This is a genomic window from Pseudomonas sp. NPDC007930 (assembly GCF_042958985.1).
GTDB lineage: Bacteria > Pseudomonadota > Gammaproteobacteria > Pseudomonadales > Pseudomonadaceae > Aquipseudomonas.
In genome coordinates this window covers 65,268-88,485 of sequence record NZ_JBIBKC010000013.1, presented here as the reverse complement: position 1 = coordinate 88,485, position 23,218 = coordinate 65,268, and the positions used below count along the sequence as shown (strand labels likewise).

The following is a 23,218-nucleotide window of genomic DNA, read 5'->3' as shown; positions in this document are numbered from 1 at the left end:
GAGTGACTGTAGCGATGAGCAGCAAACGTGGTTTCGACCTTCTCGGCGTGCCTTTCGATGGCGAGTCGACCCTCGGCTGGCCCGGTTCGCGCTATGCGCCGGGCAAGGTGCGCGAGGCGATCAAGTGGATCAACATGCGCATCCAGCAGGGCCAGGTGTACTGCCTGGAAACCGACAGCTTCATGGACGTGGGCGAGCAACTGCTGCTCGATTGCGGCGACGTTGCCATTCACCCCCACGACACCCTGAAAACCTTCGACGCCACCACCGCGGCGGTGGCCCAGAGCATCGCCGGCGGCCGCGTGCCGATCGTGATCGGCGGCGATGACAGCCTGTTGTTCCCGGTGGCGCGCGGGGTGCACCAGGCACTGCCGGGGCGCATTGGTATCATCCATTTCGACGCCCACCTCGACCTGATGGACGAAAGCCCCAAGCAGGGCCGCTACAGCCAGTCCAGTGGCATGCGCCGGGCACTGGAGCTCGAGCGCATCGCCGCCACCGATTGCATCCAGGTGTGCGAGCGGCACTTCAACTTCCCCGCCTCGGGGCAGTTCAAGCATGCCCAGGACCTGGTCCACATCAGTGCCCGCGATGCCCTGCGGCTGGGGCCGGTGGCCACGGTCGAGCGCATCCTGGCGCGGGTCGGCGGCGCTGACCACCTGTACCTGTCGTTCGATATCGACGCCATCGACCCGTGCTACGCCCCCGGCGCCGGTGCCCACGAGCCGGGCGGGATCAGCTCGGACGAGGCCCTGCAGATGATCGAACTGCTGGCCCCGCACTGCGCGGCGATGGCCATCACCGAGGTCAACCCGACCACCGACGTCGGCACCATGACCTCGACCCTGGCGGCGTACCTGGCCTTTACCTTCGCCGTGTACGGCAGCCAGAAACCCTGAGGCCAGAGGGGCCGCAACGGGTAACATAGGCGCCGGTACTAAAATGTAGCGGCGTGTATCCGTTACCCGTTTTCTCCTTTCCAGTGTGGGCCCCTGCGGTATGTTGCAGAAGCGTGATCGTTTTACCGGCTGGGGCCTGCGCCCCACGCTGCGGCTTGGCTTATTGTGTTGCGGCGCCAGCGGTTGGGCGCACGCCGCCACCGAAGAACTGGCGCCAACGGTGGTCACCGGCAGCTACACGCCCACCGCCAGCTTCGACCTGCCGTTCTCGGTGAATACCGTCGACCTGGCCCAGGGCACCGATGGCCAGTTGGGGGTCAACCTCTCCGAAGTACTGGGCAAGGTGCCCGGGCTGGTGGTGCAGAACCGCCAGAACTACGCCCAAGACCTGCAAGTGTCGGCCCGTGGCTACGGCGCCCGCTCAGCGTTCGGCATCCGCGGGCTGAAGCTGCTCAGCGACGGCATCCCGGCCAGCACCCCCGACGGGCAGGGCCAGGCCGCCACCCTCAACCTCGACGTCGCCGAGCGCATCGAAGTGCTGCGCGGCCCGGCCGCGACGCTTTACGGCAGCAACGCCGGCGGGGTGATCCAGATGTTCAGCCGCGACGGCCATGGCCCGCTGAAGGTGGGCGCCGAAACCACCGTGGGCAGCGACGGCTTCAGCAAGAACCACCTCTCGGCCGAAGGCGGCAACGCCAACGCCGGCTTTGTGCTAGACGCTTCGCGGATGGACACCGACGGCTACCGCGACCACAGCGCGGCGCGCCGTGACCAAACCTTTGGCAAGTTCACCGTCAAGCCCGATGAAGACTCGCGCCTGGCGCTGATCTACTCCAGCCTTGAGCAAAACAACACCCAAGACCCCCTTGGCCAAAGCTGGGCCGCCTACCAGGCAGCCCCTCGCTCGGTGGCCAGCGCGGCCGAGACCTATAACACGCGCAAAAGCATCGACCACCAGCAGCTAGGCATGAACTACGAGCGCTACTTCGGCGACGCCACCCTGCAGTTCAACCTGTACGCCGGCCAGCGCCATGTGCTGCAGTACCTGTCGTTGCCGCGCACGGTGGTCGCGAACAGCCAGCGCGGCGGCGGCGTGGTCGACTTCGACCGCCGCTTCGAAGGCGGCACCCTGCGCTGGGTGCAACCGCTAAGCGGGGCCCCCGGCGACCTGACCCTGACCGTGGGCGCCGATTACGACCGCAGCCAGGACGACCGCCGCGGTTACCAGAACTTCAGCGGTATGCAGTTGGGCGTGAAGGGCGCGCTGCGCCGCGACGAAACCGACACCGCCAGCAGCCTGGACCCTTACGCCCAACTGCACTGGGAGCTGGGCCGCTGGACGATGGAGGCCGGCGTGCGCCACGCCACCATGACCCTGGACGTCGCCGACCAGTACCTGGCCAATGGCGACAGCAGTGGCTCGAAAACCTACCAGCGCAACACTCCGTCGTTGTCGGTGATGTACGCCTTCACCCCGGCCTTGCGCGGCTATGTGAGCGTGGGCAAGGGCTTCGAAACCCCGACCCAGGCCGAGATGGCCTATGCCCCGGGGCTGGCCGAAAGCTTCAACTTCGGCCTCAGCCCAGCCACCAGCACCCAGTACGAGATTGGCCTGAAGGCGCGGCTGAACTCGGCCACCCGGCTGGAAGCCGCGCTGTTCGAGATCCACACCGACGATGAAATCGTGGTCGCCAGCGCCACCGATGGCCGCACCAGCTACACCAACGCCGGGCGCACCCTGCGCCGTGGGGTAGAGATCAGCCTGCACAGCGAAATGGGCGAGCACTGGCAGGCCAACCTGGCCTACACCCGCACCGATGCCACCTATGCCGAGGCCTTCGTGCAGAGCGGCAGCACCATCGCCCAAGGCAACCGCCTGCCGGGGGTGCCGCTGAACAACCTGTTCGGCGAGCTGGTATTCAGGCCCCGCGAAGGCATCAGCATGGGCCTGGAGGGGCAGTACCGCAGCGAGGTATACGTCGAAGACAGCAACCAGCAAAAGGCCGCGCCGGCCTACACGGTGTTCAACTGGCGCACGCGCTTCGAGCAGCATTACGGCCACTGGGCGTTCCACCAATTGCTGCGTTTGGACAACCTGCTCGACCGCCAGTACGTGGGCTCGGTGATTGTCGGCGACAGCAACCAGCGCTATTACGAAGCGGCGCCGGGGCGCTCGTGGTATGCGGGGGCGGGGGCGGAGTATCAGTTCTAGAGGAGAGGGGGCTCATGCTGCGCCAACACCCGCAAGCCACGCGCCGTCACCTTTACATCGACGAAACACAGCTCATCGGCCGCCTCGGCCCGGGTGGCGGTCACGCATTGGTTGGCCAGCAAATGCATCAAGGTGTCGACCCGCCCGCCGCTGATCACGCCTTCGCCCTGGGCGATTTCCTCGAGCAGTACCCGGTCGCTCTTGAACATCCACTGCATCGGCCATTCCCCTGAACGTACGCGGCCCGGCTGGGCGCGCTTCGTGGTGTCAGAGCGTTGCCGAGGCGGCAGAGTGCCATGAGTGCGGCGAGAATTGTGAGCGGGTTGGCAAAAAATGCCTTCAGGGCCCATCGCCCGGCACAGCTGGAGTGCCGGACCACGGCCTCCCACCAGTTCTGTGTTGTCACGTAAATCAAGTACTTACACAGATCTGGTGGGAGGCCGGCTGTGCCGGGCGATGGGCCCGGCAACCCTCAAAACGCCCGGCTCACCTGCACCATCCCCACTTGCTGAGCCAGCCCGGTACGGGTCTGCGCCGTCCACGACAGCGCCAGTTGGGTGCCGCCCTGGCTTTGCGCGGTGAACTCCAGGCCGCCGCGCAGCACCCAGGCGCCGAGGTCCTGGCCGCTGGTGCTGAAGCGCTGGTCGGGCGCGCCGGCATAGCGCGCGGTGACCTGGTTGGGCTGGTTGAGCACGTCGTAGGCCACCCCGGCGCGGGCGCTGAACTGCGCGCTTGGGCTGAGGGCATGGCTGAGCCGGGTGTCGAAGCCCAGCAGCAGTTGGTCGGTGCTGCGCGCGTCGACCTTCAACAGCAACGGCGCCAGGCTTTGTGGGCCTTGCTCGCGGTAGGCCGGGTCGTTGATGCGCAGGTAGTCAGCGCTCAGGCTCGGGGTGAGGGTGGTCGCCTCGCTCAGGGCAAAGCGCTGTGACAGCGCCGCGCCGCTGCTCAGCACCTGGCTGGTGAACTGGCTGCGCGCCTGGCCGCTGGCGCCGCCAAAGGCCAGGTCGCGGCGGCCGCTGTTGCTGCTCTGGCCCATGCCGGCGTGCAGGTCGAGTTGCAGGTCGGCGTCCAGCCGGTGGCTGAGGTAAGCCTCGAACTGGTACAGCTCGAGCTTCGCGCGCTGGGCGCCGCCACCCTCGGCGGCACCGGCGGCACTGTTGCCGTAGGCGAACGCCAAGCCCACCCGGGTGCTGCTGCTCAAGGCGCCGTCGGCGCCGAGCAGGGTGCCGCCGCTGCTGGCCAGTTGGCCGCCGCGTTGGCTCGCGGCCAGTTGCCCACCGAACGGCTGCAACCACAACCCGCTGCTGGCGCTGGCGCCCGGCCAGGCTGGGGAGGCGGGGGTGGCTTGCAGGCGGCTGCGCAGGCTGGCGGTGATCTGCTCCTGCATGAACTGCGCGGCCGGCAGGCTGCTGGTCAGCGGCAGGCTCTGGCTGATGGCGTTGGCCACTTCGGCCTGGCTGGTGGCGCTGGCAAAGTACGGCGCCAGGGCACTGCCACTGCCCTGGGCGAACTGTGCGTCGAGCACCCGCGCCGCGCCGCGCGCCGCGGCATTGTTGGCCACCGCCGCCTGGGCCGCGCCGGCGGCCTTGGCGCTCAGGGCAAGGTCAAGGGTATTGCCGTCTTTCACCCCGTTGAAGTTGAACAACTGCGAGTTACTGCTGACCTGGAAAGTGCCGTCGGAGGCCAGCGTGCCGGCGCTGATCACATCGTTCAGGCGCGCCACGTTCAGCGGCTGGGTGGGGTTGCTCACATCGACGAACACCTTGGCCTGGCTGGGCAGCGTGGCGGTGCCAGTGACCACCAGCTTGCCGTAGGTCTGGCCGTCGGCCACGCGGGTGCTGAAGGTGGCGCCGGCGGTTTGGCTGTAATCGCCCTTGATCGTCGCCACCGCCGCGCGCGGCGGCGCATCCGGGTTGGCCGGGTCGATGCCGGAGGCTGCCACGGCCAGGGTGCCGGCGTTGCTGAACTGGCGCACCTCGAACAGGTTGCCGTCTTGCAGGGTGACCGTGCTGCCTGGGGTCACCTGTACGGTCTGCCGGTGGGCGCGGACGATGCCCTGCAGCAGCAGGGTGTCTTGGCCGCTGAGGCGGATCAACGGCACTTGGGAGTCATCGTCGATGTACAGCGCGTAGCCGCCGGGGTACTCGCCCAGCACCTGGCCACTGAGGGTGATGCCGCCGTCGATGCCGGAATTGATCACGTTGATCGCGGTGATGGCGTTCACGCTGCCGCTGTGGATCAACTGGCCGTCGATGTGGCTGTCTTGCACCTGCAAGCCATGGCCGGTGTCGCTGTTGCCGCGCAGGTTGCCGCTGTTGTTGAAGTCACCGCTGACCAGCGTGTTGGCCAGCAGGAACACGCCGTCGCTGCCGCCCTGAACGGTGCCGCGGTTGCTGAAGCTGCCCAGGCGGCTGGCCTCGATCACCACCCCGGCCGGGCCGGCGAGCACGCCGGTGTTGACGATGCCGCCGGTGACGGTGCTGTTGCTCACCACCAGGCTGAGGTTGTTCGCGGCGATCCGGCCGCTGTTGAGCAGGCTGCCGCCGACGGTTACGTTGCGCAGCAGCAGGCCGTTGTCACCGCCTTGCAGCAGGCCGCTGTTGCTCAGGTTGCCGCTGATCTGGCTGTCGAACACGCGCACGGCGGTGCCGTCGGCAGTCACTTGGCCACTGTTGAGCAGGTTGCCGGCCAGCGTGCTGCCGTTCTGCACGGCGATGCCGGCCCCTAGCGCCTGTATGCTGCCGCTGTTGGCCAGGTTGCCGCTGAGGCTGCTGGCATCGAGGAGGATGCCGGCGTCGCCCCCGATGATGCTGCCACTGTTGGCCAGCCCGCCGCTGATCTGGCTGGCATTGGCCCGCACGCCGAGGGCGCCTTCAAGGTTGTCCTGGGCATTGATCAGCCCGGTGTTGATCACCCCGCCGGCCACTTGGGCGGTGTCGAGATCGATGCCGCGGTGGGCGGTGATGCTGCCGCCGAGGTTGCGCACGCCCTGGCGGCTGACCACGGCGTTGTCGACCTGCAGGCCGGCGCTGCCGTCACTGAACAGCGTGCCGCTGTTGTACACCCCGGCCACCGTGGAATTGAAATGCACCCCCAGCGCCGCTTGCGGCCCCTCGGTTTGCACCACGCCGCCCTCGAGGCGGATGCCGCCGCTGTTTTGCACCAACCCGCGTACGGTGGCCGAGTACAGCCCCAGGCCGTCGGCGCTGGCCTGCAGGTTGCCGGCGTTGAGCACCTGGCCGCTGACCTTGCCGTTGACCAGCATCGCGTTGCTGGCGTTGACCTCGGCGCGGTTGATCACATCACCGGCCACCTGGCTGCCGCTCAGCTCGATGCCGGTATCCGCGGCGCTGATGCTGCCGCTGGTGAGCAGGCTGGCGCCCAGGCGGCTGTTGACCACGCGCACGCCGTCAGTGCCGGCGTTCACGCTGCCGCTGCTGCGCACGCCGCCGCTGAGGGTACTGCTGGTCACCGCCAGGCCGTAGCTGCCAGCGTTGAGGGTGCCGGTAGACGCCACCTCGCCGAGCACCTTGGAGGCGGTGATCGCCAACGCCTGGCCGGCGCTCGCGGTAAGGCTGCCGCTGTTGAGCACGTTGCCCTGCACCGTGCTTTCGAGCGCTTGCAGGCCGTAGTCGGCAGCCTGGATGTTGCCGCGGTTGAGCAGCGCGCCGACGATGCTCGAATGGATGCCCAGCCCCGAGCCGGCCACCGCGCCGCCTTGCAGCAGGCCGTTGTTGGTCACGCCACCGCTCAGGCGGCTGCCGTCGATGCTTACCGCGCTGCTGCTGGCGCTGCCGTTGGCGATGAGCTGGCCGCTGCTGTAGTTGATCAGGCTGCCACTGAGCTGGCTGTTGCTGATCGCCAGCGCCGGGCTGCCGCGCAGGCTGCCGGCGTTGAGCACGCTGGCCGCGCCGTTGAGGCCGCTGATGCTCAGCGCCGGCGCGCCACTGCTGGTCACGCTGCCGGCCTGGGTGATGCGCACCTTACCGGGGCTGCTGATTGCACAGGGCCCGGCGGTGGCGGTGCGCACCGTAAAGCCGCCGCTGCCGCTGCCGCTGCAGGCGCCCCAGGCCGCCGGGGTGGCCAGTGCCACCGCCAGGGCCACGCTGTGTGAAAGGGGGGCACTGCACGCACTACGCCCGTTGAGGTTCAACCGTCCCATGGTCCACCCCCGGCCTGCGCCGTTCTTGGAAGTGGGTTGGGTATAGTTGCGCCGGTTTAGTGTGTCAAAGCTGAAACATGCTTCAGCGATCAGGCGGCAGACAACCGGTACGCCCCGGCCCGCCATAGGCTCAGTAGCCCCAGCGCGGCCATCGCCACCCCCACCCACAGTGGCGCGCGCAGGCCAAAGCCGGCGTCGATCGCCGCGCCCCCGGCCCAGCTGCCAAAGGCCAGGCCCGCGGTGATCACCGAGCTGTGCAGGGTGTTGACCAACGCCCCGGGTTCGGCGGCTTTCATCACCCGCGCGACCATCGCCGGGTTCAGCGCCACGCCGGTCAGGCCCAAGGCGATAAAGCACACCAGGCCCAGGCCGCGCTGCTCACCGGCCAGGGCGATACCGGCCAGCGCCAGCATCAACAGCAGCAGGCCCCAGGCCTGGGCGCTGAGGGTGTGGCGGTCAGCGATGCGGCCGACCACGGCGTTGCCGACCAAGTTGCCCAGGCCGTACAGCGCCAGCAGCGCGGCGACCTGGCCGGGGGCAACGCCGAGCACCTGGATGAGGATCGGCGTGCAATAGCTGAAGGCGGCGAAGGTGGCGCCGATGATCAAGCCACTGGTGGCGTAGGCCGCCCACAGGCTGCGGTTGCGCAGGTCGGCCAGTTGCTGGCGCAGCGGCGCGGCGCTGCCCGGCGGCGTGGCCGGCAGGCGCCAGGCGCCCAACGCGGTGCAGGCACTGGCCAGCAGCACCACCAGCCAACTGGCGGCGCGCCAGCCGAAGTGCTCGGCGGCCCAAGTGGTCAGCGGCACCCCGGCCACTGGCGAGAGCATCAACCCGGCCAGCACCACCGAGGCAGCGCGGCCGCGCGCGGCGGGCGCGACCAGCCCGGCGCAGAGGGTCATGCACAGGCCGATGCAGGCGGCGCTGGCCACCCCCATCAGCGTGCGCGCCAGCGCCAGCAGCGGGTAGCTCTCGGCCAGCGCGGCCACCGCGCCGGCGCCCACGTACAGCGCCAACAGGCCGACCAGCGCGGCTTTGTTGCCGACCTTACAGGCCAGCAGCAGCACCGTCAGCGGCGGCCCGCCGAGGGCCATGCCCAGGGCGTAGAAGGCGATCAGGTTGCCGACCTGGGCGAGGCTGACCGAAAACGCCTCGGCCAGTGCCGGCATGATGCCGGCGACCATGAACTCGGCGGTGACCAGCGAGAAGATCGTCAGGCCCAGCAGGTAGACGGTAGGGGGCAGGGTAGAGCGGGTGGCCATGGGAGGGCTCCTGTGTAGACCGGGCCACACCCTAGGGATTGTTGAGTGATGGGTCAAATAACGTTGGGGTATGAAGGGTGGTGTAAAGGTTAAGGGCCCTTCGCCCGGCACAGCCGGAGTGCTGTTCACTTAAGCAATCAGAGCGCTAAACCAAGGGTAAAAAGCCTTGATTTTTCTAGGTGGTTTTATCGAGCGCATGACCTGACTGGCCCTTCGCCCGGCACAGCCGGCCTCCCACCAGATTTGTGTAAGTACTTGATTTACTGGGAAACACAGAACTGGTGGGAGGCCGTGGTCCGGCACTCCGGCTGTGCCGGGCGAGGGGCCCTGCAGCCGGTCACACCGGCACATCCCCCAGGATCGTCGCCCGGTGCATCACCCGCCGCTGCGGCCGGTAGTCGTCGACCGCGTAATGCTGGGTCACGCGGTTGTCCCACAGCGCCAGGTCGCCGGCCTGCCATTGCCAGCGCACGCAGTATTGCGGCTGGGTGGCGTGCTGGTACAGCAGCTTGAGCAGCGCCTCGCTCTCGTGGCTTTGCAGCTCGTTGATCGCCAGGGTAAAGCCTTCGCTGATGAACAGCGCCTTGCGCCCGGTCACCGGGTGAGTGCGCACCAGTGGGTGGCTCACCGGTGGGTGGCGGCGGCGGGTGGCTTGCCAGCGTTCCAGCGCTTCGGGCGTGTTGCCGAAGCGCGCCAGCGGGAAGGATTTACTGAAGTCATGGGTCGCGCTCAGGCCATCGAGCAACCGTTGCAGCGGCGCGCTCAGGCCGTCGAAGGCCGCCGTGCCGCTGGCCCACAGGGTATCGCCGCCGTAGGCCGGCACCTGCCGGGCGAGCAGCGCCGCGCCCAACGCCGGGGTGGGCAGGAAGGTCAAGTCGGTGTGCCACAGGGCGTTGTCGCGCACGTCGGTGACGGCGGTGTCGAGGATCAGGATTTCGGGTTGTTCGGGCACGTTGGGGTAGATCGGGTGCACATGCAGCTCGCCAAAGCGCTGGGCGAAGCGCGCGTGTTGCGCCGGGCTGATGGCCTGCCCACGCAGGAACAGCACCTGATGGTTGAACAGCGCCTGTTCCAGTTGCTGCTGGGTGCTGGCGCTCAGCGGCTGGCGCAGGTCCAGCCCCTCGATTACGGCGCCGATGGCCGGGTTCAACGGCCGTACGGTAAAGGTCATGGTCACGCCTCGTAGTGTTGCCAAAGGCTCAGTGGGATTGCCCGTGCCAGGGCACCAGCTTGCGCTGCAAGGCGCGCAGGCTCAGTTCCAGGGCGAAGGCGATGATGGCGATCAGCAGGATGCCGAGGATCACCACGTCGGTGACCAAAAACTGCGCCGCCGACTGCACCATGAAGCCCAGGCCTTCGGTGGCAGCGATCAGTTCGGCCGCCACCAGGGTCGACCAGCCCACCCCCAGGCCGATACGCAGGCCGGTGAGAATGTCGGGCAGGGCGCTGGGCAGGATCACGTGGCGCAGCACCTGCCAGCGGCTGGCGCCCAGGCACTGAGCAGCGCGGATCCGCGCCGGGTCGACGGTGCGCACGCCGCTGGCGGTGGCGATGGCGATCGGGGCGAAGATCGCCAGGTAGATCAGCAGCACCTTCGACAACTCGCCGATGCCACACCAGATCACGATCAGCGGCAGGTAGGCCAGCGGCGGTACCGGCCGGTAGAACTCGATCAGCGGGTCGAAGATGCCGCGGGCGATGCGGTTGCGGCCCATCGCCAGGCCCAGCGGGATGGCCGTGAGCAGCGCCGCCAGCAGGGCCAGGCCGATGCGCGCCAGGCTGGCGCCGAGATGGTGCCACAGGCTAACGTCCATGTAGCCCTCGTGCAGCAGCAGCCAGGCACGCTCCAGTACTGCCTGTGGCCCGGGTAAAAACAGCGGCTCGACCCATTCATAACGGGTTGCCACCCACCATAAGGCCAGCAGCGCCAGCACCGTGGCGGTGCTGATCCAGCGGGTCCCGAGGGGGCGTGGCGGGCGCCGTGGGGCGGCGGTTTCGGCGGCCTTGGCCGGCAGTTCATAGGTGCTCATCCGCGTGGCTCCTGTTCGGTTTGCTGGGCGAACACCTGGGCCAGCACATGCTCGCGGGTGCGAATGAACTCAGGGTCGGACTTGATCGCCCGGGCTGGCTCGCCGGCGCCGTGGCGGCGGCCAAAATCCAGGCTCAGGCGCTCGACGATGCGCCCCGGGTGCGGTGCCAGCAGCACCAGGTCGGTGGCGAGGAACACCGCTTCTTCGATGTCATGGGTGATCAGGAACACCGGCTTGGCGGTGCGCTGCCACACGCTGAGCAGCAGCTCTTGCATCTGTTCACGGGTGAAGGCGTCCAGCGCGCCAAACGGCTCGTCCATCAGCAGTACCCGCGGCTCGGCGGCCAACGCCCGGGCCAGGCCGACCCGCTGGCGTTGGCCACCGGACAGCTCCCAGACCTTGCGCTGTTCGAACCCAGCCAGGTTCACCAGCGCTAGCAGCTCGCGGGCGCGGGCCTCGCGCTGGGCCCGTGGCGCGCCGGCCAGGCGCAGGCCGAAGGCAACGTTCTCGAGCACGTTCTGCCAGGGCAGCAACACGTCGTCCTGGAACACCACCCCGCGGTCGGCCCCCGGCCCGTGTACGGCAGCGCCGTCGAGGCTGAGGCGGCCGGCGCTGGGGGCGACGAAGCCGGCAATCAGGTTGAGCAGGCTGGTCTTGCCGCTGCCCGAGGGGCCCAGGGCGACCAACAACTGCCCAGGCCCCAGTTGCAGCGAGAGGTCTTGCAGTACAGCTTGCGCCGCGCCCGGGTAATGGGCGCTGACGCGGTGCAGTTCGAGGGTCGCCATGGGGGCCTCACTGGATGTATTGGGCGCTGACGTACGGGCTGTAGTCGGGCAGTACGGCGTCGAGTTTTTTCTGCTCTTTGAGGAAAGCCGCGGTGGCGGCGATGTCCTTGGCGGTACCACCGCCCAGCAGCGCGGCGCTTTTTTGCGCGGCGGCGTCGGGGTAGGCAGAGCCGGCCAGCAGTTCAGGTACATCGGCGGCGTTGGAGCCGGTCAGCTTGGCGATGGCCTTGACCTGCGGCGAATCGGCGGTCCATTCGCTTTTGTGCGCGGCGTAGTCGGCGTAGGCCTTGAGGGTGACCCCGGCGAACTGGGCGATCACCTCCGGGTGCTGCTCGGCGTAGTCCTTGCGCGCCACCCACACTTCGAAGGTCGGCGAGCCCCAGCGGCCGACTTCAGCGGCGTCGGTCAGGGTGGTGCCGGTTTTCTTGATTTCGCCCAACGCCGGCGACCATACAAAGGCGCCGTCGATGTCGCCGCGCTTCCACGCCGCGGCGATTTCCGTGGGGTTGAGGTTGACCACTTTGACGTCCTGGGTGGTCAGGCCCCAGTGCTTGAGCGCGCCGAGCAGGCTGTAGTGGGAGGTCGACACAAACGGGGTGGCGATGGTCTTGCCCTTGAGGTCTTCGGGCTTGCTGATACCGCTGCCGTTGCGCACCACCAAGGCCTCCGAGGCGTTGATCTGCGCCGACACGATGAACGCCACCAGCGGCACCTTGCGTGAGGTGGCGGCGGCCAGCGGGCTGGAGCCCAGGTTGCCGATCTGCACATCGCCCGAGGCGAGCGCGGCGACCACTTCAGGGCCGGCATTGAAGCGCCGCCAGTCAATCGACTGCCCGGTGGCTTTTTCGTATTCGCCGGCGGCCTGGGGCACCTTGCTCGGGTCGGTGCCGGTCTGGTAGCCGATGGTCAGGTTGGCGGCCTGGGCGGTGAACGCAGCGCCGGCGAGCAGCACGGCGGTGAACAACTGGCGAGGCAGAAAGGGCGAGGGCATGGTGCGATGGGCCTTGTTCGGGTGGGAATGGGGCCAATCTATTCGATCTAAAAAAACCTTCGCCAATACCATTTGGTTCTACATATATGTTTCACCCAGAGGTGCTGAAACGGCTCGGCGGCCGCGCCAGGCCCAGGTGCTCGCGCAGGGTGCTGCCCTGGTATTGCTGGCGAAACAGCCCGCGCCGTTGGAGCTCGGGCACCACCAGGGCCACGAAGCTGTCGAGCCCCTCGGGCAAGTACGGCGGCATGATGTTGAAGCCATCGCAGGCGCGGCTCTCGAACCAGTGTTGCAGGTCGTCGGCGACCTGGCTGGGGGTGCCGGCCAGCACCCGGTGCGAACGGCTGCCGCCAAAGCGTTGGCCGAGTTGGCGCAAGGTCAACCCTTCGCGCTGCGACAGCGCCTGCACCAGCTTGAAGCGGCTCTGGTTGCCACGGACCTCGCGCACCTCGGGCAGGGGTTCGTCCAACGGGTACTGGGAGAGGTCGTGGTTCATGCTGTCGCTGAGCAGCGCCAGCCCGGCCAGTGGGTGCACGTTGGCCTCCAGCTCGGCGAAGCGGGCTTCGGCCTCGGCCTGCCTGGCGGCCACGAACGGCATCACCCCGGGCATGATCTTCAGCGCGCCCTCGGCGCGCCCCTGCTCGCGCAGGCGCTGTTGCACGCGCTGGTAAAAGGCCTGGGCCTGGCCGAGGTCGGGTTGCGCGGTGAAGATCACATCGGCCAGCTCGGCGGCGAAATCCTGGCCGGTGCTGGATGACCCTGCCTGGATCAGCACTGGCCGGCCCTGGGGTGAGCGTGGCAGGTTCAGCGGGCCGCGCACGCTGAAGTGCTCGCCCTGGTGGTCGAGGTAATGCACCTGGGCCGGGTCGGCGAACTGCCCGCTGGCGGCGTCGTGCAGCAGCGCGCCGTCTTCCCAGCTGTCCCAGAGGTCCAGCGCCAGGCCGACGAACTCGCGCGCGCGGCGGTAGCGGGCTTCATGCTCAAGGATGGGTTCGGCGCCGAAGTTCAGCGCCTCGCCGTCGTTGGTCGAGGTGACCACGTTCCAGCCGATGCGGCCTTCGCTCAAGTGGTCGAGGGTGGCGAAGCGCCGGGCCAGGTTGAAGGGGTCATTGAAGGTGGTCGAGGCGGTGGCGGCCAGGCCGATGCGCGAGGTGGCGCCGGCGAGCAGGCCGAGCAGGGCGACTGGGTCCAGGCGCGGCCCGGCGAGGTAGCGCACACTGGCGTCGAGGTTGTTGCCGTAGCGGTCCGACAGCGCCAGGCGGTCGGCGAAAAACAGGTAGTCGAACTTGCCGCGCTCGGCAGTTTGCGCCAACGCGGTGAAGTACCCCGGGCGGGTCAGGTTGGCCGGGTCGGCGCCGGGCAGGCGCCAGGCCGCGGCGTGGTGGCCCACGCCCATGATGAACGCGCCCAGGTGCAGTTGCCGGCTCATGGCTTGACCTCCACCGCGGCCTCGGCGACCTTCACCGGCTGCGGCAGCAGGTGGTAGCGGTAAAAGGTGTCGGCCACCTGTTGCTGCTGCTTGAGCACCTGCTCGCTGAGCGGGTAGTGCACGCCCCACGGCTGGCGCGCCAGGGCTTTTTCCCAGACCGGCAGCGGCACCCGGGTGTCGTCGCTGAGCAATTTGGCCACCTCTTGCGGGTGGGCCTTGGCGTATTGCTCGGTCGCGTCGAGTTGCTCCAGTACGGTGGCCAGCACCTTGGGGTACTGCTGGGCGAACGGCTTGGGCGCGATATAAAAGCTGTACTGCGCCGGCAGGTCGCGGGCGCGGATCACCGCGCGGGCATGGCTGGAGATTTCCGTGTCGGCCAGGCGTGGGTCGGGCACCACCCAGGCGTCGACATCGCCGCGCTCGAACGCGGCGCGGCCTTCGCTGTAGCCCAGGTAACTCTCCTGGATGTCGGCCAGGCCCAGGCCGGCTTGGTCCAGTGCGCTGAGCAACAGGTACTCGCCCGCCGAGCCCTTGGCCACGGCAATACGCTTGCCCTTGAGGTCTTTGAAGGTGCGCGCGCTGGCGTGCGCGGGCACCACGATGGCGTAGTTGTCGGCGTAGGGTTCGCTGTAGCCCACATAGGCCACCGAGGGCGCGGCGCCGGCCTGGGCGAACACTGGCGGGGTGGCGCCGACAAAACCCAGGTCGATGCTGCCGGCATTGATACCCTCCACCAACGGCGGGCCGAAGGCGAACTCGTGCCAGCTTACCTGCACGTGGTGCGCGGCCAGGGCTTTTTCCAGGGTGCCGCGGCTTTTCAGCAGCACCAGGCTGTTGCCCTTCTGGTAGCCGATGTGCAGTTGCTCGGGGTAGCCGGCGTCGGCCCAGGCGTGGCTGGCCAGGGCGGTGGCGATCAGGGCGGTGGCCCAGCGCAGGGAAGGTCGTTTCACAGGGGCAGCCTCAAGGCGGAAAAGAGCCCGGACGCTAGCGCGGCGCCAGCACCGCACGGAAATGGCGAAAGCGCCTAAGGCTATTCGAAAACGATCCGTGCAACCCTGGCGGCGGCGCCACGGTCTACCGGGCGAACCCCTCTGAGGTTGCGCCATGGCTACCCCCTCGAACCCCGCGGTGCTCGCGCTGATCGGCAACACGCCGTTGGTGCGGGTAACCCGCTTCGACACCGGCCCCTGCACGCTGCTGCTCAAGCTGGAATCGCAAAACCCCGGCGGCTCGATCAAAGACCGCGTCGGCCTGGCGATGATCGACGCCGCCGAACGCGACGGCCGCCTCAAGCCCGGCGGGGTGATCGTCGAGGCCACCGCTGGCAACACCGGCCTGGGCCTGGCCTTGGTCGGCCGCGCCAAGGGTTACCGGGTAGTGCTGGTGGTGCCGGATAAAATGGCCACGGAAAAGGTGCTGCACCTGCAAGCCATGGGCGCCGAGGTGCACATCACCCGCTCTGACGTCGGCAAGGGCCACCCCGAGTATTACCAGGACATGGCCGCGCGCCTGGCCAAGGGCATCGCCGGGGCGTTCTTCGCCGACCAGTTCAACAACCCGGCCAACCCGCTGGCCCATGAAACCAGCACCGCCCCGGAAATCTGGGCGCAGGCCGAGCACGCCCTGGACGCGATCGTTGTCGGCGTGGGTTCGGCTGGCACGCTCACCGGGTTGACGCGGTTTTTTGCCCGGGTGCAGCCGCAACTGGAGATGGTCCTGGCCGACCCGGCCGGCTCGGTGGTCGCCGAGTACAGCCGCAGCGGCCGGGTGGGCACGGCCGGCAGTTGGGCGGTGGAGGGCATCGGCGAGGATTTCATCCCGTCGATCGCCGACCTGTCCGCGGTGCGCCGGGCCTATTCGGTGAGCGACGCAGACAGCTTCGACCACGCCCGCCAACTGCTGCGTGCCGAGGGCATTCTCGGCGGCTCCTCGACCGGCACCCTGCTGGCCGCGGCGCTGCGTTACTGCCGCGAGCAGACCACGCCCAAGCGGGTGGTGAGTTTTGTTTGCGACACCGGCACCCGCTACCTCTCGAAGGTTTACAACGACCAGTGGATGACCGACCAGGGCCTGCTCGCGCGCCCCCGCTACGGCGACCTGCGCGACCTGATCGCGCGGCGCTTCGAAGACGGCCGGGTGATCAGCGCCGGCCCCCAGGACACCCTGCTCACGGCCTTCCAGCGCATGCGCCTGGCCGATGTGTCGCAACTGCCGGTGCTGGTCGATGGCCAGCGCCTGGTGGGGGTGATCGATGAGTCAGACATCCTCCTGGGCGTGCAGCGCGACCCTGGCCACTTCAGCCGCGAAGTCGCCAGCGCGATGACCGCCACGGTGCACACCCTGGCGCCCACCGCCAGCCTGGCCGAATTGCAGGCCGAACTGGCCCGCGGCTGGGTGGCGGTGATCGCCGACGCCCAGGGGTTTTACGGGTTGATCACCCACACTGACTTGCTCAACCACCTGCGCAGGGCCCAGCCATGAATAAACGCCACGCCGCCTTCGCCACCCGGGTGATCCACGCCGGGCAACAGCCTGACCCCACCACCGGCGCGCTGATGCCGCCGATCTACGCCAACTCCACCTACGCCCAGCAAAGCCCCGGGGTGCACAAAGGCCTGGATTACGGCCGCTCGCACAACCCCACGCGGTTTGCCCTGGAGCGCTGCGTGGCAGACCTTGAAGGCGGCACCCAGGCGTTCGCTTTCGCCTCCGGGCTGGCGGCGATCGCCGCGGTGCTCGAATTGCTCGACGCGGGGGCCCACGTGGTCTCCGGCAATGACCTGTACGGCGGCACCTACCGCCTGTTCGAGCAGGTGCGCCGGCGCAGCGCCGGGCTTGAGGTGAGTTACGTCGACCTCACCGACCTGCGCGCGCTGGAGGCGGCGCTGACCGAACACACCCGCCTGGTGTGCATCGAGACCCCGAGCAACCCGCTGCTGCGCCTGGCCGACCTGGCCGCGATCGCCCAGCTGTGCCGGGCCCGCGGCATCCTCTGCATGGCCGATAACACCTTCGCCAGCCCTTGGGTGCAGCGCCCGCTGGAGCTGGGCTTCGACCTGGTGGTGCATTCCACCACCAAGTACCTCAATGGCCATTCCGACGTGATCGGCGGGGTGGCGGTGGTGGGCGCCAACCCCGAGCTCGCCGAACGGCTGGGGTTTATCCAGAACGCGGTGGGGGCGATTGCCGGGCCGTTCGATGCGTTTCTGACCCTGCGCGGGGTGAAAACCCTCGCCCTGCGCATGGAGCGCCACTGCAGCAATGCCCTGGCTCTGGCGCAGTGGCTGGAGCAACACCCGAAGGTGGCGCGGGTGCATTACCCCGGGCTGGCGTCGCACCCGCAGCACGCCCTGGCGCAGCGGCAGATGCACGGCTTCGGCGGGATGATCGCGCTCGAGCTGGCCACTGACCTGGCCGGCGCCCGGCGGTTTCTTGAAGCGGTGCAGGTGTTCGCCCTGGCTGAAAGCCTGGGCGGGGTGGAAAGCCTGATCGAACACCCGGCCATCATGACCCACGCCAGCATCCCCGCCGAGACCCGCGCGCGGCTGGGCATTGGTGATGGGCTGGTGCGGCTGTCGGTGGGCGTGGAAGCCGTGGAAGACCTGCAGGCGGACCTGGCGCAGGCGTTGGCGCGGGTGTGAGGTAGGCATGCCCTGGCTGGCCCATCGCCCGGCACCGCCGGCCTCCCACCGGGTTCTGTGTTGCTCCGTAAATCAAGTACTTACACCAACCTCGTGGGAGGCCGGCTGTGCCGGGCGATGGGCCCTAAAACCTCACCCACAACCGCAAAACCGCAACAATCCCCAACGAAACTTTCATCCCCAGCGGACCTTGCATTCACAGCCGCCTCGCTAGGGTAGCCACCTTCATGCTGCGTACCCGGCCAGGCCGGTGCTCGGTCCCGGCCCTGCACTGTTCTGGAGTCACGATGAAAGCCACGCCCTTTGCGTTTCCACGCCTGCCCAAGGCGCTACCCGCCGGCTCGCTCTGGCTGGCGGCGCTGCTGTACCTGGCTGGGGTATGGATGATGCTCGATGACCGCTGGCGGCCACTGCCCGAGCTGCCCGCCAGCCTCAGCCCGGCGGCCTTCGCCACGGCCTGGGCGGCAGGGCAGGTGATCGTGCTGATCCGCCACGAAGAACGCTGTGACCGCTCCAGCAACGCCTGCCTGGGCCCGGCCGACGGCATCACCCAGGCCGGCAGCTCCGAGGCGGCGCGGCTGGGCGTGGCCTTCAGCGAGCTGGGCCTGGCCTTCAGCGACCTCTACCACAGCCCCGCCACCCGCACCACGCAAAGCGCCGCGTCGATGTTCGGCGGCCGCAGCCTGGCCCGGGATTGGGCCGCGCAGTGCCGTGAGGGCGGTTTGCAGGTGTTTGGCCAGAACAAGGCCCGCCAGCGCAACCTGGTGGTGGTCACCCACAGTGAATGCATCGACGGCATCCTCGACGCCCTGCGCCAGGACGACGACAACATCGGCTATGGCAGCGCGCTGTTCCTGCGGGTTGCCGCCGACGGCAGCATCGCGCCGCTGGCGCTGATCGGCGCACAGGCGTGGATCGCCCAGGCGGCGGTGGCGCGCTAGGCTTCGCAACGCTTCTTTTACCTCTGCCCAACCGGGCATTGACCCTGGCCTGGCTACAGTGCCCCCCTCGCATCGCGGCCATCCCGGCGCGCGGAGCCTGGGAGGCAACATGAAACACGGCACTTTTAACCTGCCCGGCGCCGCCGCCTTATCGAAAAAGGCCCGGCCGGGAGTGTCTCTGTGGCTGGCGGCACTGCTGTACGCACTGGGGGTGTGGGCCATGCTCGGCCCCCACTGGCAGCCGCTGCCCAAGCTCGCCAGCCAACTCGACACCGCCAGTTTCGGCCGCGCCTGGGCCGCCGGCCAGGTGATCGTGCTGGTGCGCCATGAACAACGCTGCGACCGCTCCAGCCACGCCTGCCTGGGTCCGGCCGACGGCATCACCGAGGAGGGTGACCACGAAGCCGCCGCCCTCGGCGCGGCCTACGCCCACCTCGACCTTGCCCGCGCCGACCTCTATCACAGCCCGCGGGCGCGTACCGCGCAAAGCGCCGGGGCGATGTTCAGCGCGCGCAGCCTGCCGCGCGAATGGGCCGCCACCTGCAACGGCCAGTGGCAGCAAGCCCTGCGCGACCATAAAGAGGCCGGGCGCAACCTGGTGGTGGTGACCCACAGCGAATGCATGGGCCGCACCCTCAAAGCCCTGCAAGTGCGCGCTGGCGACCCAGGCTATGGCAGCTCGCTGTTCCTGCGGGTGGGCGCCGATGGCTCGCTCACACCCCTGGCCCTGCTCGACGCCCCGGCCTGGATCGGCCAGTGGCAACCCCGCTGATACCGCTTACCCGAACGAGAACCCCGCATGCGCTTTTACCTCTACAACCTGGGCATCCCGCTGCTGTGCGCGTTGGCGATCTTCGTCGCCTTCGACCTGACCGACCTCGACCTGCACCTGAGCAACCTGCTCTGGGACCCGGCCCAAGGCAGCTTCCTCTATGGCCACAACGAACTGTTCGAGCGTGTCACCCACAAATGGGCGCGCATTCTGCCGGACTGGGTGGGCGAGGGCGCGGTGATCGGCCTGCTGGCGTCGCTGGTGTGGCCGTTGCTCGCCCGGCTGCTGCCGCCACCACGGCTGGCGCGCCTGCAAGGCCAGCGCCTGGGCCGCACCCTCAAGGCCGCCGCCAGCCTGCGCCGTGATTGCCTGTACATCACCCTGGCGTTCGCCCTCAGCACCGGGCTGATCCACTATTTCAAAAGCCACACCGGCATCTATTGCCCGGTCGAAACCGTGCTCTACGGCGGCAGCGAAGCCAAGCTCGAGTGGTACCGCACCTTCCGCCTTTTCGCCGAAGCCGGCAGCGGCCGCTGCTGGCCCGGCGGGCATGCCTCCAGCGCCTTCAGCCTGGTCGCGCTGTACTTTGTCGCGCGCCGCCACGGCTGGGCCCACTCGAGCCTGTTGCTGCTGGTGATCGGCCTGCTCGGCATGCTGTATGGCACCACCCGCGTGCTGCAGGGCTGGCACTTCATGTCGCACACCCTTTGGGCGGCGGTGATCGTCTGGCTGCCCAGCTTCGGCATGGCCCTGGCCTGCTATGGCCGGGCCGCGCTGGAGCAGCCCCTGGCGCGGCGGCGTGAACGCAGCGTTGGAATATTCCCGATCGGGAATAATGGCTGAGCATTGACCCAGGCAGTGGCTAATCTTCCCGATCGGGAATAGAGGACCTTCGCCATGTTCCACCTGACAGAACCCACCGAATTAGGCCGCGCGCTGCAGGGCGCCCGCCAAAACCTCGGCCTAACCCAGGCATCGCTGGCATTGGCTGCAGGTGTTGGCGTGCGCTTTGTCGTCGACTTGGAAGCCGGCAAACCCACCGTGCGGCTAAGCCACGTTTTAAAAGTGATGAATGCCTTGGGCGGGGAGTTATGGTTCAAGGCTTTCGACGAGACTGAAGCGTTGTGGGATGTGCCGCATGCCCCATGAGCTCGACGTATGGCTAATGCAGTTCAGTTAAGCCATTTCACGGCTTCATGCAAGGGATCAATCTGTGAGTTCTGCTGGTTTTGTGCAGGAGCTTCAGGGCCCATCGCCCGGCACAGCCGGCCTCCCACCAGATGTGTATTGCCCCGGAAATCAATGATCACACAAATCTGGTGGGGGGCCGTGGTCCGGCACTCCGGCTGTGCCGGGCGATGAGTGCGTAGGTAACCGTTATCTACCCCCCGCCATCAAAACCCTTGCCGGTTTTCCGCCACGCCCCCACGCGCCGTTTTTTAATTGGCGGTGCCACCCCTTTTACACCCCACCGCCCGTAGCTTTTTCAGATCACCGGCACCAGGCGTTGCCAAGGGGGTGCCGCTAGAACATTAAGTTTTAACTTTAAAAGTGAAATAAAACCGCCACGAATCGCGCAACTAACTTTGCACTAGCCGGGCGCCAAGCTTTGCCCTAGCGCGGTCGCCAGTTAAAAAGTGATGGCAGGATGATGCGCCACTAACGCAGCCTCGCGCGTGTGCTTTGTTGGCGCCATTATCCTGCCGTGCTTGTCGTAACGGTTCACTGGCGCACACTTTTTGGCGCACAAAAATAATTAAAATATTTTTAAAAAAGGTAGTGGCGTATTGCAGGCACCTGTAGTTAGATGCACCCACTTCTTATCCACTGCCTTACAAAACCCATGAAGTGTATCGCCCTGATCACTGCGATGGCGTTGCCGCTGTGCCTGGCCCCGATGGCGTTCGGGGAGGGCAGCGTCAGCCCCACGCAAACCCTCAACCAACACCGCGCGCTGAGCCGCGACGATGTTGGCGGGTTGGTGGTCGGGCAGACCGTGACCATGAACGGTCGCGCCTTCTACGACAGTTTTGCCTCGGCATGGAGTGAGAAAGACGAGGCGGGCCGTTTCAGTGTGTCGGTCACCGAGCGCCCTACGGCGCGGCTGGGCAGCCAGGTGTTCATCAATTACGGCAACCGCCGGATGATGCAGCTGTTTCTCCCAGCCAACCGTAGCCAGATCCCCGCGTTGGGGGCCGAGGCCGCGGAGCAGGTGTTCCAGGGCATCCTCGACTACCAGTTGACGCAATTTTTTGGCGACCCAGACCTGGGCCGCGACGAGCTATGAAAGGATGCAGCCATGAAGTGCTTGACGAGCGTATTGCTGGGCCTGGCCCTGTTGCCCTGTGTATCGCTGAGCGTACAGGCCAGCGAGCTGGTGTACACCCCGGTCAACCCTTCGTTTGGCGGTAACCCCCTCAACGGGCCGGTGCTGCTGAACCAGGCGAACGCGCAAAACCACTTTACCCAGCATTCCTCCAGTGGCAGCAGCGCCAGTTCGGCGAACAGCGCGTTAACTCAATTTAACAGCATGCTGCAAAGCGCGATCTTGAGCCGTGTGTCTTCGGCGGTGACCTCGAGCATTGTGGGCACCGACGGCAAGCTGATCCCCGGCACGGTGGAAACTACCGACTTCACCATCACTATTACCAACTTGTCTGCTGGCGTATTGCAAATTACCACCACCGATAAAACCACGGGCCAGACGACCTCGTTCCAAATCAACCAATAATTTTGCTGTCGCTCTCGCTGTAGAAAAAAGCTGTTGTATGCGGTTGCACTACAACGTCGGGGCGCGTTCGCCCAAAAAAACATGAAAAACCTAACTTCGGAAAAAAGGAAGCTCCCATGAACGCTCGTAAATCCCTTATCGCCACGGCTGTACTGGTTGCCCTGTCGGGCGCTGCCCATGCTGATTTCAACGGCTCCGTCACCACCAAGCAGGACGGCAGCAAGAACGGCCTGGCCGTCGACCAAGCCACCACCGGCAACTCCAAGGTAGAAGTGACCCAGCTCGGCAAGAAAAACGTTGCCGGTACCACCGCCGCCGCGCTGAACCAGACCGCCAACAACAGCAGCCTGGCCGTTTGGCAGGAAGGCGACAAGAACACCGCCGCGGCCACCCAAACCGGCCATGACAACCTGTCGAGCGTTAGCCAGGTTGGCAACAGCCAGAGCGCGGCCATCGTTCAGGGCGGTGCGATCAACAAGGCCTACGCCACCCAACAGGGCAGCAACGGTGCCAGCGCCACCATCAACCAGGTCACCGACGGCAATGGCAACAACAGCTATGCCGAAACCTACCAGGTCAGCAGCAATGGCGGCGTAGCCACCATCAACCAGCTCAACAGCAACAACTACGCCAAGGTCTACCAGAACTACACCCTCGGCACCACGGGCACCATCACCCAGTCCGAGAACAACCACGTCGCCAACATCGACCAGCAAAGCACCCTGTGGGGCACCGCTGGCATCACCCAGGCCGGCAACCAGCAAACCGCGCTGGTGGCCCAGTCGGGCAGCCTTGGCGTCGTCGCCAGCGTTGACCAGAAAGGCGGCAACAACAACGCCACCGTTCGCCAGCAAAACGGCAGCGGCCTGGCGTTCGCCACCGTCAAGCAGGACGGCAACAACCTGGCCGGCACTGTGACCCAGGACAACGCCAAGTTCGCCAACGCCGAGCTGACCCAGACCGCGGGCTTCAACACCGCTGCGATCAGCCAGGCTTCGGTGCTCGGCGCGTCGGCGATCGCCGAGCAGAAGGGTGGCAACGACAACCAGCTGTACGCCAACCAGACCGGTTCGGCGATCGTCGCCAAGCTGACCCAGGACGGCAACAACAACTACGCCAGCACCAACCAGAGCGGTGCGTACAACGACATCACCCTGACCCAGAGCAACAGCGGCAACGTCGCCTACATCAGCCAATCGGGCGTTGGCACCGGGGCTGACCGCAACATCGTCAACGTTGCCCAGAGCGGCGCGGGCTTCTACAACGCCTCGGTTACCCAACTGGGCGGCGCCGGCAACAGCGCTTCGGTCACCCAGCACTAATACCCGCGGTACCCCGCCGGGTTCCGGCGGGGTTTTTTTACGGA

The 23,218-nt window shown here is 67.2% G+C and carries 20 protein-coding genes; 11 read left to right on the top strand and 9 right to left on the bottom strand.

The genetic code is table 11. From position 1 onward, the window contains the following. Positions 1-14 precede the first annotated feature (14 nt). Together ACFZCE_RS21785 and ACFZCE_RS21780 are read left to right on the top strand one after the other, a co-directional pair. Positions 15-899 (top strand): arginase family protein, encoded by an 885-nt coding sequence (locus tag ACFZCE_RS21785; RefSeq protein ID WP_390942599.1) that lies wholly within the window; start codon positions 15-17, stop codon positions 897-899. 100 nt (positions 900-999) lie between these two features. Continuing rightward, positions 1,000-3,111, top strand: a complete 2,112-nt coding sequence (locus ACFZCE_RS21780; RefSeq protein ID WP_390942598.1) for a TonB-dependent receptor domain-containing protein — start codon at positions 1,000-1,002, stop codon at positions 3,109-3,111. On the opposite strand, the gene ACFZCE_RS21775 is transcribed toward ACFZCE_RS21780, so the two are convergent. From ACFZCE_RS21775 to ACFZCE_RS21735, 9 genes are all read right to left on the bottom strand, one after another. Beyond that, entirely contained in the window at positions 3,108-3,329 is a 222-nt protein-coding gene (locus ACFZCE_RS21775; RefSeq protein WP_390942597.1) for a hypothetical protein, read from the bottom strand. The genes ACFZCE_RS21780 and ACFZCE_RS21775 overlap by 4 nt on opposite strands. A gap of 254 nt (positions 3,330-3,583) precedes the next feature. Beyond that, on the bottom strand, positions 3,584-7,273 hold the full coding sequence (locus tag ACFZCE_RS21770) for an autotransporter domain-containing protein (protein WP_390942596.1): 3,690 nt from the start codon (positions 7,271-7,273) through the stop codon (positions 3,584-3,586). Positions 7,274-7,362: 89 nt separating this feature from the next. Continuing rightward, a complete protein-coding gene (locus ACFZCE_RS21765; protein WP_390942595.1) occupies positions 7,363-8,532 on the bottom strand; it encodes an MFS transporter in 1,170 nt (389 codons plus the stop codon). A gap of 337 nt (positions 8,533-8,869) precedes the next feature. Further along, positions 8,870-9,703, bottom strand: a complete 834-nt coding sequence (gene tauD, locus ACFZCE_RS21760; protein WP_390942594.1) for a taurine dioxygenase — start codon at positions 9,701-9,703, stop codon at positions 8,870-8,872. 28 nt (positions 9,704-9,731) lie between these two features. After that, positions 9,732-10,562: a taurine ABC transporter permease TauC gene (tauC, locus tag ACFZCE_RS21755; protein ID WP_390942593.1), complete on the bottom strand. Its 831-nt coding sequence runs from the start codon at positions 10,560-10,562 to the stop codon at positions 9,732-9,734. After that, positions 10,559-11,347, bottom strand: coding sequence for a taurine ABC transporter ATP-binding subunit (tauB, locus tag ACFZCE_RS21750; protein WP_390942592.1), 789 nt, complete (start codon positions 11,345-11,347; stop codon positions 10,559-10,561). The genes tauC and tauB overlap by 4 nt, the downstream gene beginning before the upstream one ends. Positions 11,348-11,354: 7 nt before the next feature. Next, positions 11,355-12,338, bottom strand: a complete 984-nt coding sequence (gene tauA / locus ACFZCE_RS21745) for a taurine ABC transporter substrate-binding protein (RefSeq protein ID WP_390942591.1) — start codon at positions 12,336-12,338, stop codon at positions 11,355-11,357. A 91-nt stretch (positions 12,339-12,429) separates the two neighbouring features. Then, a complete protein-coding gene (locus ACFZCE_RS21740) occupies positions 12,430-13,767 on the bottom strand; it encodes an NtaA/DmoA family FMN-dependent monooxygenase (protein WP_390942590.1) in 1,338 nt (445 codons plus the stop codon). Next, entirely contained in the window at positions 13,764-14,717 is a 954-nt protein-coding gene (locus ACFZCE_RS21735) for an aliphatic sulfonate ABC transporter substrate-binding protein (protein ID WP_390942589.1), read from the bottom strand. The genes ACFZCE_RS21740 and ACFZCE_RS21735 overlap by 4 nt, the downstream gene beginning before the upstream one ends. Positions 14,718-14,871: 154 nt before the next feature. Between ACFZCE_RS21735 and ACFZCE_RS21730 the strand changes: the two genes are divergently transcribed. The 9 genes from ACFZCE_RS21730 (at position 14,872) to ACFZCE_RS21690 (ending at position 23,174) form a co-directional block, all read left to right on the top strand. Beyond that, positions 14,872-16,248, top strand: a complete 1,377-nt coding sequence (locus tag ACFZCE_RS21730; protein WP_390942588.1) for a pyridoxal-phosphate dependent enzyme — start codon at positions 14,872-14,874, stop codon at positions 16,246-16,248. Further along, positions 16,245-17,408, top strand: coding sequence for an aminotransferase class I/II-fold pyridoxal phosphate-dependent enzyme (locus ACFZCE_RS21725; protein ID WP_390942587.1), 1,164 nt, complete (start codon positions 16,245-16,247; stop codon positions 17,406-17,408). Before ACFZCE_RS21730 ends, ACFZCE_RS21725 begins: the two co-directional genes overlap by 4 nt. 287 nt (positions 17,409-17,695) lie before the next feature. Continuing rightward, a complete protein-coding gene (locus ACFZCE_RS21720; protein ID WP_390942586.1) occupies positions 17,696-18,349 on the top strand; it encodes a histidine phosphatase family protein in 654 nt (217 codons plus the stop codon). Between the two features lie 172 nt (positions 18,350-18,521). After that, positions 18,522-19,121, top strand: coding sequence for a histidine phosphatase family protein (locus ACFZCE_RS21715; RefSeq protein ID WP_390942585.1), 600 nt, complete (start codon positions 18,522-18,524; stop codon positions 19,119-19,121). Positions 19,122-19,148: 27 nt separating this feature from the next. Further along, entirely contained in the window at positions 19,149-19,964 is an 816-nt protein-coding gene (locus ACFZCE_RS21710; protein ID WP_390942584.1) for a phosphatase PAP2 family protein, read from the top strand. A gap of 54 nt (positions 19,965-20,018) precedes the next feature. Beyond that, the gene (locus tag ACFZCE_RS21705) at positions 20,019-20,270 is read left to right on the top strand and encodes a type II toxin-antitoxin system Y4mF family antitoxin (RefSeq protein WP_390942583.1); all 252 of its coding nucleotides are present in this window, start codon (positions 20,019-20,021) and stop codon (positions 20,268-20,270) included. A 694-nt stretch (positions 20,271-20,964) separates the two neighbouring features. After that, positions 20,965-21,408 carry a CsgE family curli-type amyloid fiber assembly protein gene (locus ACFZCE_RS21700; protein ID WP_390942582.1) on the top strand — a complete coding sequence of 148 codons (444 nt, stop codon included), beginning with the start codon at positions 20,965-20,967 and terminating at the stop codon, positions 21,406-21,408. A 12-nt stretch (positions 21,409-21,420) separates the two neighbouring features. Further along, a complete protein-coding gene (locus tag ACFZCE_RS21695; protein ID WP_390942581.1) occupies positions 21,421-21,852 on the top strand; it encodes a curli assembly protein CsgF in 432 nt (143 codons plus the stop codon). 116 nt (positions 21,853-21,968) lie between these two features. Further along, entirely contained in the window at positions 21,969-23,174 is a 1,206-nt protein-coding gene (locus tag ACFZCE_RS21690; protein WP_390942580.1) for a hypothetical protein, read from the top strand. The last annotated feature ends 44 nt before the right edge of the window (positions 23,175-23,218 follow it).

Excerpts from the sequence above, each read along its gene's own strand:
- ACFZCE_RS21780 (WP_390942598.1), top strand. The coding sequence starts at position 1,000 with ATGTTGCAGAAGCGTGATCGTTTTACCGGCTGGGGCCTGCGCCCCACG.
- ACFZCE_RS21730 (WP_390942588.1), top strand. The coding sequence starts at position 14,872 with ATGGCTACCCCCTCGAACCCCGCGGTGCTCGCGCTGATCGGCAACACG.
- tauB (WP_390942592.1), bottom strand. The coding sequence starts at position 11,347 with ATGGCGACCCTCGAACTGCACCGCGTCAGCGCCCATTACCCGGGCGCG.
- tauA (WP_390942591.1), bottom strand. The coding sequence starts at position 12,338 with ATGCCCTCGCCCTTTCTGCCTCGCCAGTTGTTCACCGCCGTGCTGCTC.
- ACFZCE_RS21740 (WP_390942590.1), bottom strand. The coding sequence starts at position 13,767 with ATGAGCCGGCAACTGCACCTGGGCGCGTTCATCATGGGCGTGGGCCAC.
- ACFZCE_RS21725 (WP_390942587.1), top strand. The coding sequence starts at position 16,245 with ATGAATAAACGCCACGCCGCCTTCGCCACCCGGGTGATCCACGCCGGG.
- ACFZCE_RS21690 (WP_390942580.1), top strand. The coding sequence starts at position 21,969 with ATGAACGCTCGTAAATCCCTTATCGCCACGGCTGTACTGGTTGCCCTG.
- ACFZCE_RS21720 (WP_390942586.1), top strand. The coding sequence starts at position 17,696 with ATGAAAGCCACGCCCTTTGCGTTTCCACGCCTGCCCAAGGCGCTACCC.
- tauC (WP_390942593.1), bottom strand. The coding sequence starts at position 10,562 with ATGAGCACCTATGAACTGCCGGCCAAGGCCGCCGAAACCGCCGCCCCA.
- ACFZCE_RS21775 (WP_390942597.1), bottom strand. The coding sequence starts at position 3,329 with ATGCAGTGGATGTTCAAGAGCGACCGGGTACTGCTCGAGGAAATCGCC.
- ACFZCE_RS21700 (WP_390942582.1), top strand. The coding sequence starts at position 20,965 with ATGAAGTGTATCGCCCTGATCACTGCGATGGCGTTGCCGCTGTGCCTG.
- ACFZCE_RS21765 (WP_390942595.1), bottom strand. The coding sequence starts at position 8,532 with ATGGCCACCCGCTCTACCCTGCCCCCTACCGTCTACCTGCTGGGCCTG.
- ACFZCE_RS21770 (WP_390942596.1), bottom strand. The coding sequence starts at position 7,273 with ATGGGACGGTTGAACCTCAACGGGCGTAGTGCGTGCAGTGCCCCCCTT.
- tauD (WP_390942594.1), bottom strand. The coding sequence starts at position 9,703 with ATGACCTTTACCGTACGGCCGTTGAACCCGGCCATCGGCGCCGTAATC.
- ACFZCE_RS21785 (WP_390942599.1), top strand. The coding sequence starts at position 15 with ATGAGCAGCAAACGTGGTTTCGACCTTCTCGGCGTGCCTTTCGATGGC.
- ACFZCE_RS21705 (WP_390942583.1), top strand. The coding sequence starts at position 20,019 with ATGTTCCACCTGACAGAACCCACCGAATTAGGCCGCGCGCTGCAGGGC.
- ACFZCE_RS21695 (WP_390942581.1), top strand. The coding sequence starts at position 21,421 with ATGAAGTGCTTGACGAGCGTATTGCTGGGCCTGGCCCTGTTGCCCTGT.
- ACFZCE_RS21710 (WP_390942584.1), top strand. The coding sequence starts at position 19,149 with ATGCGCTTTTACCTCTACAACCTGGGCATCCCGCTGCTGTGCGCGTTG.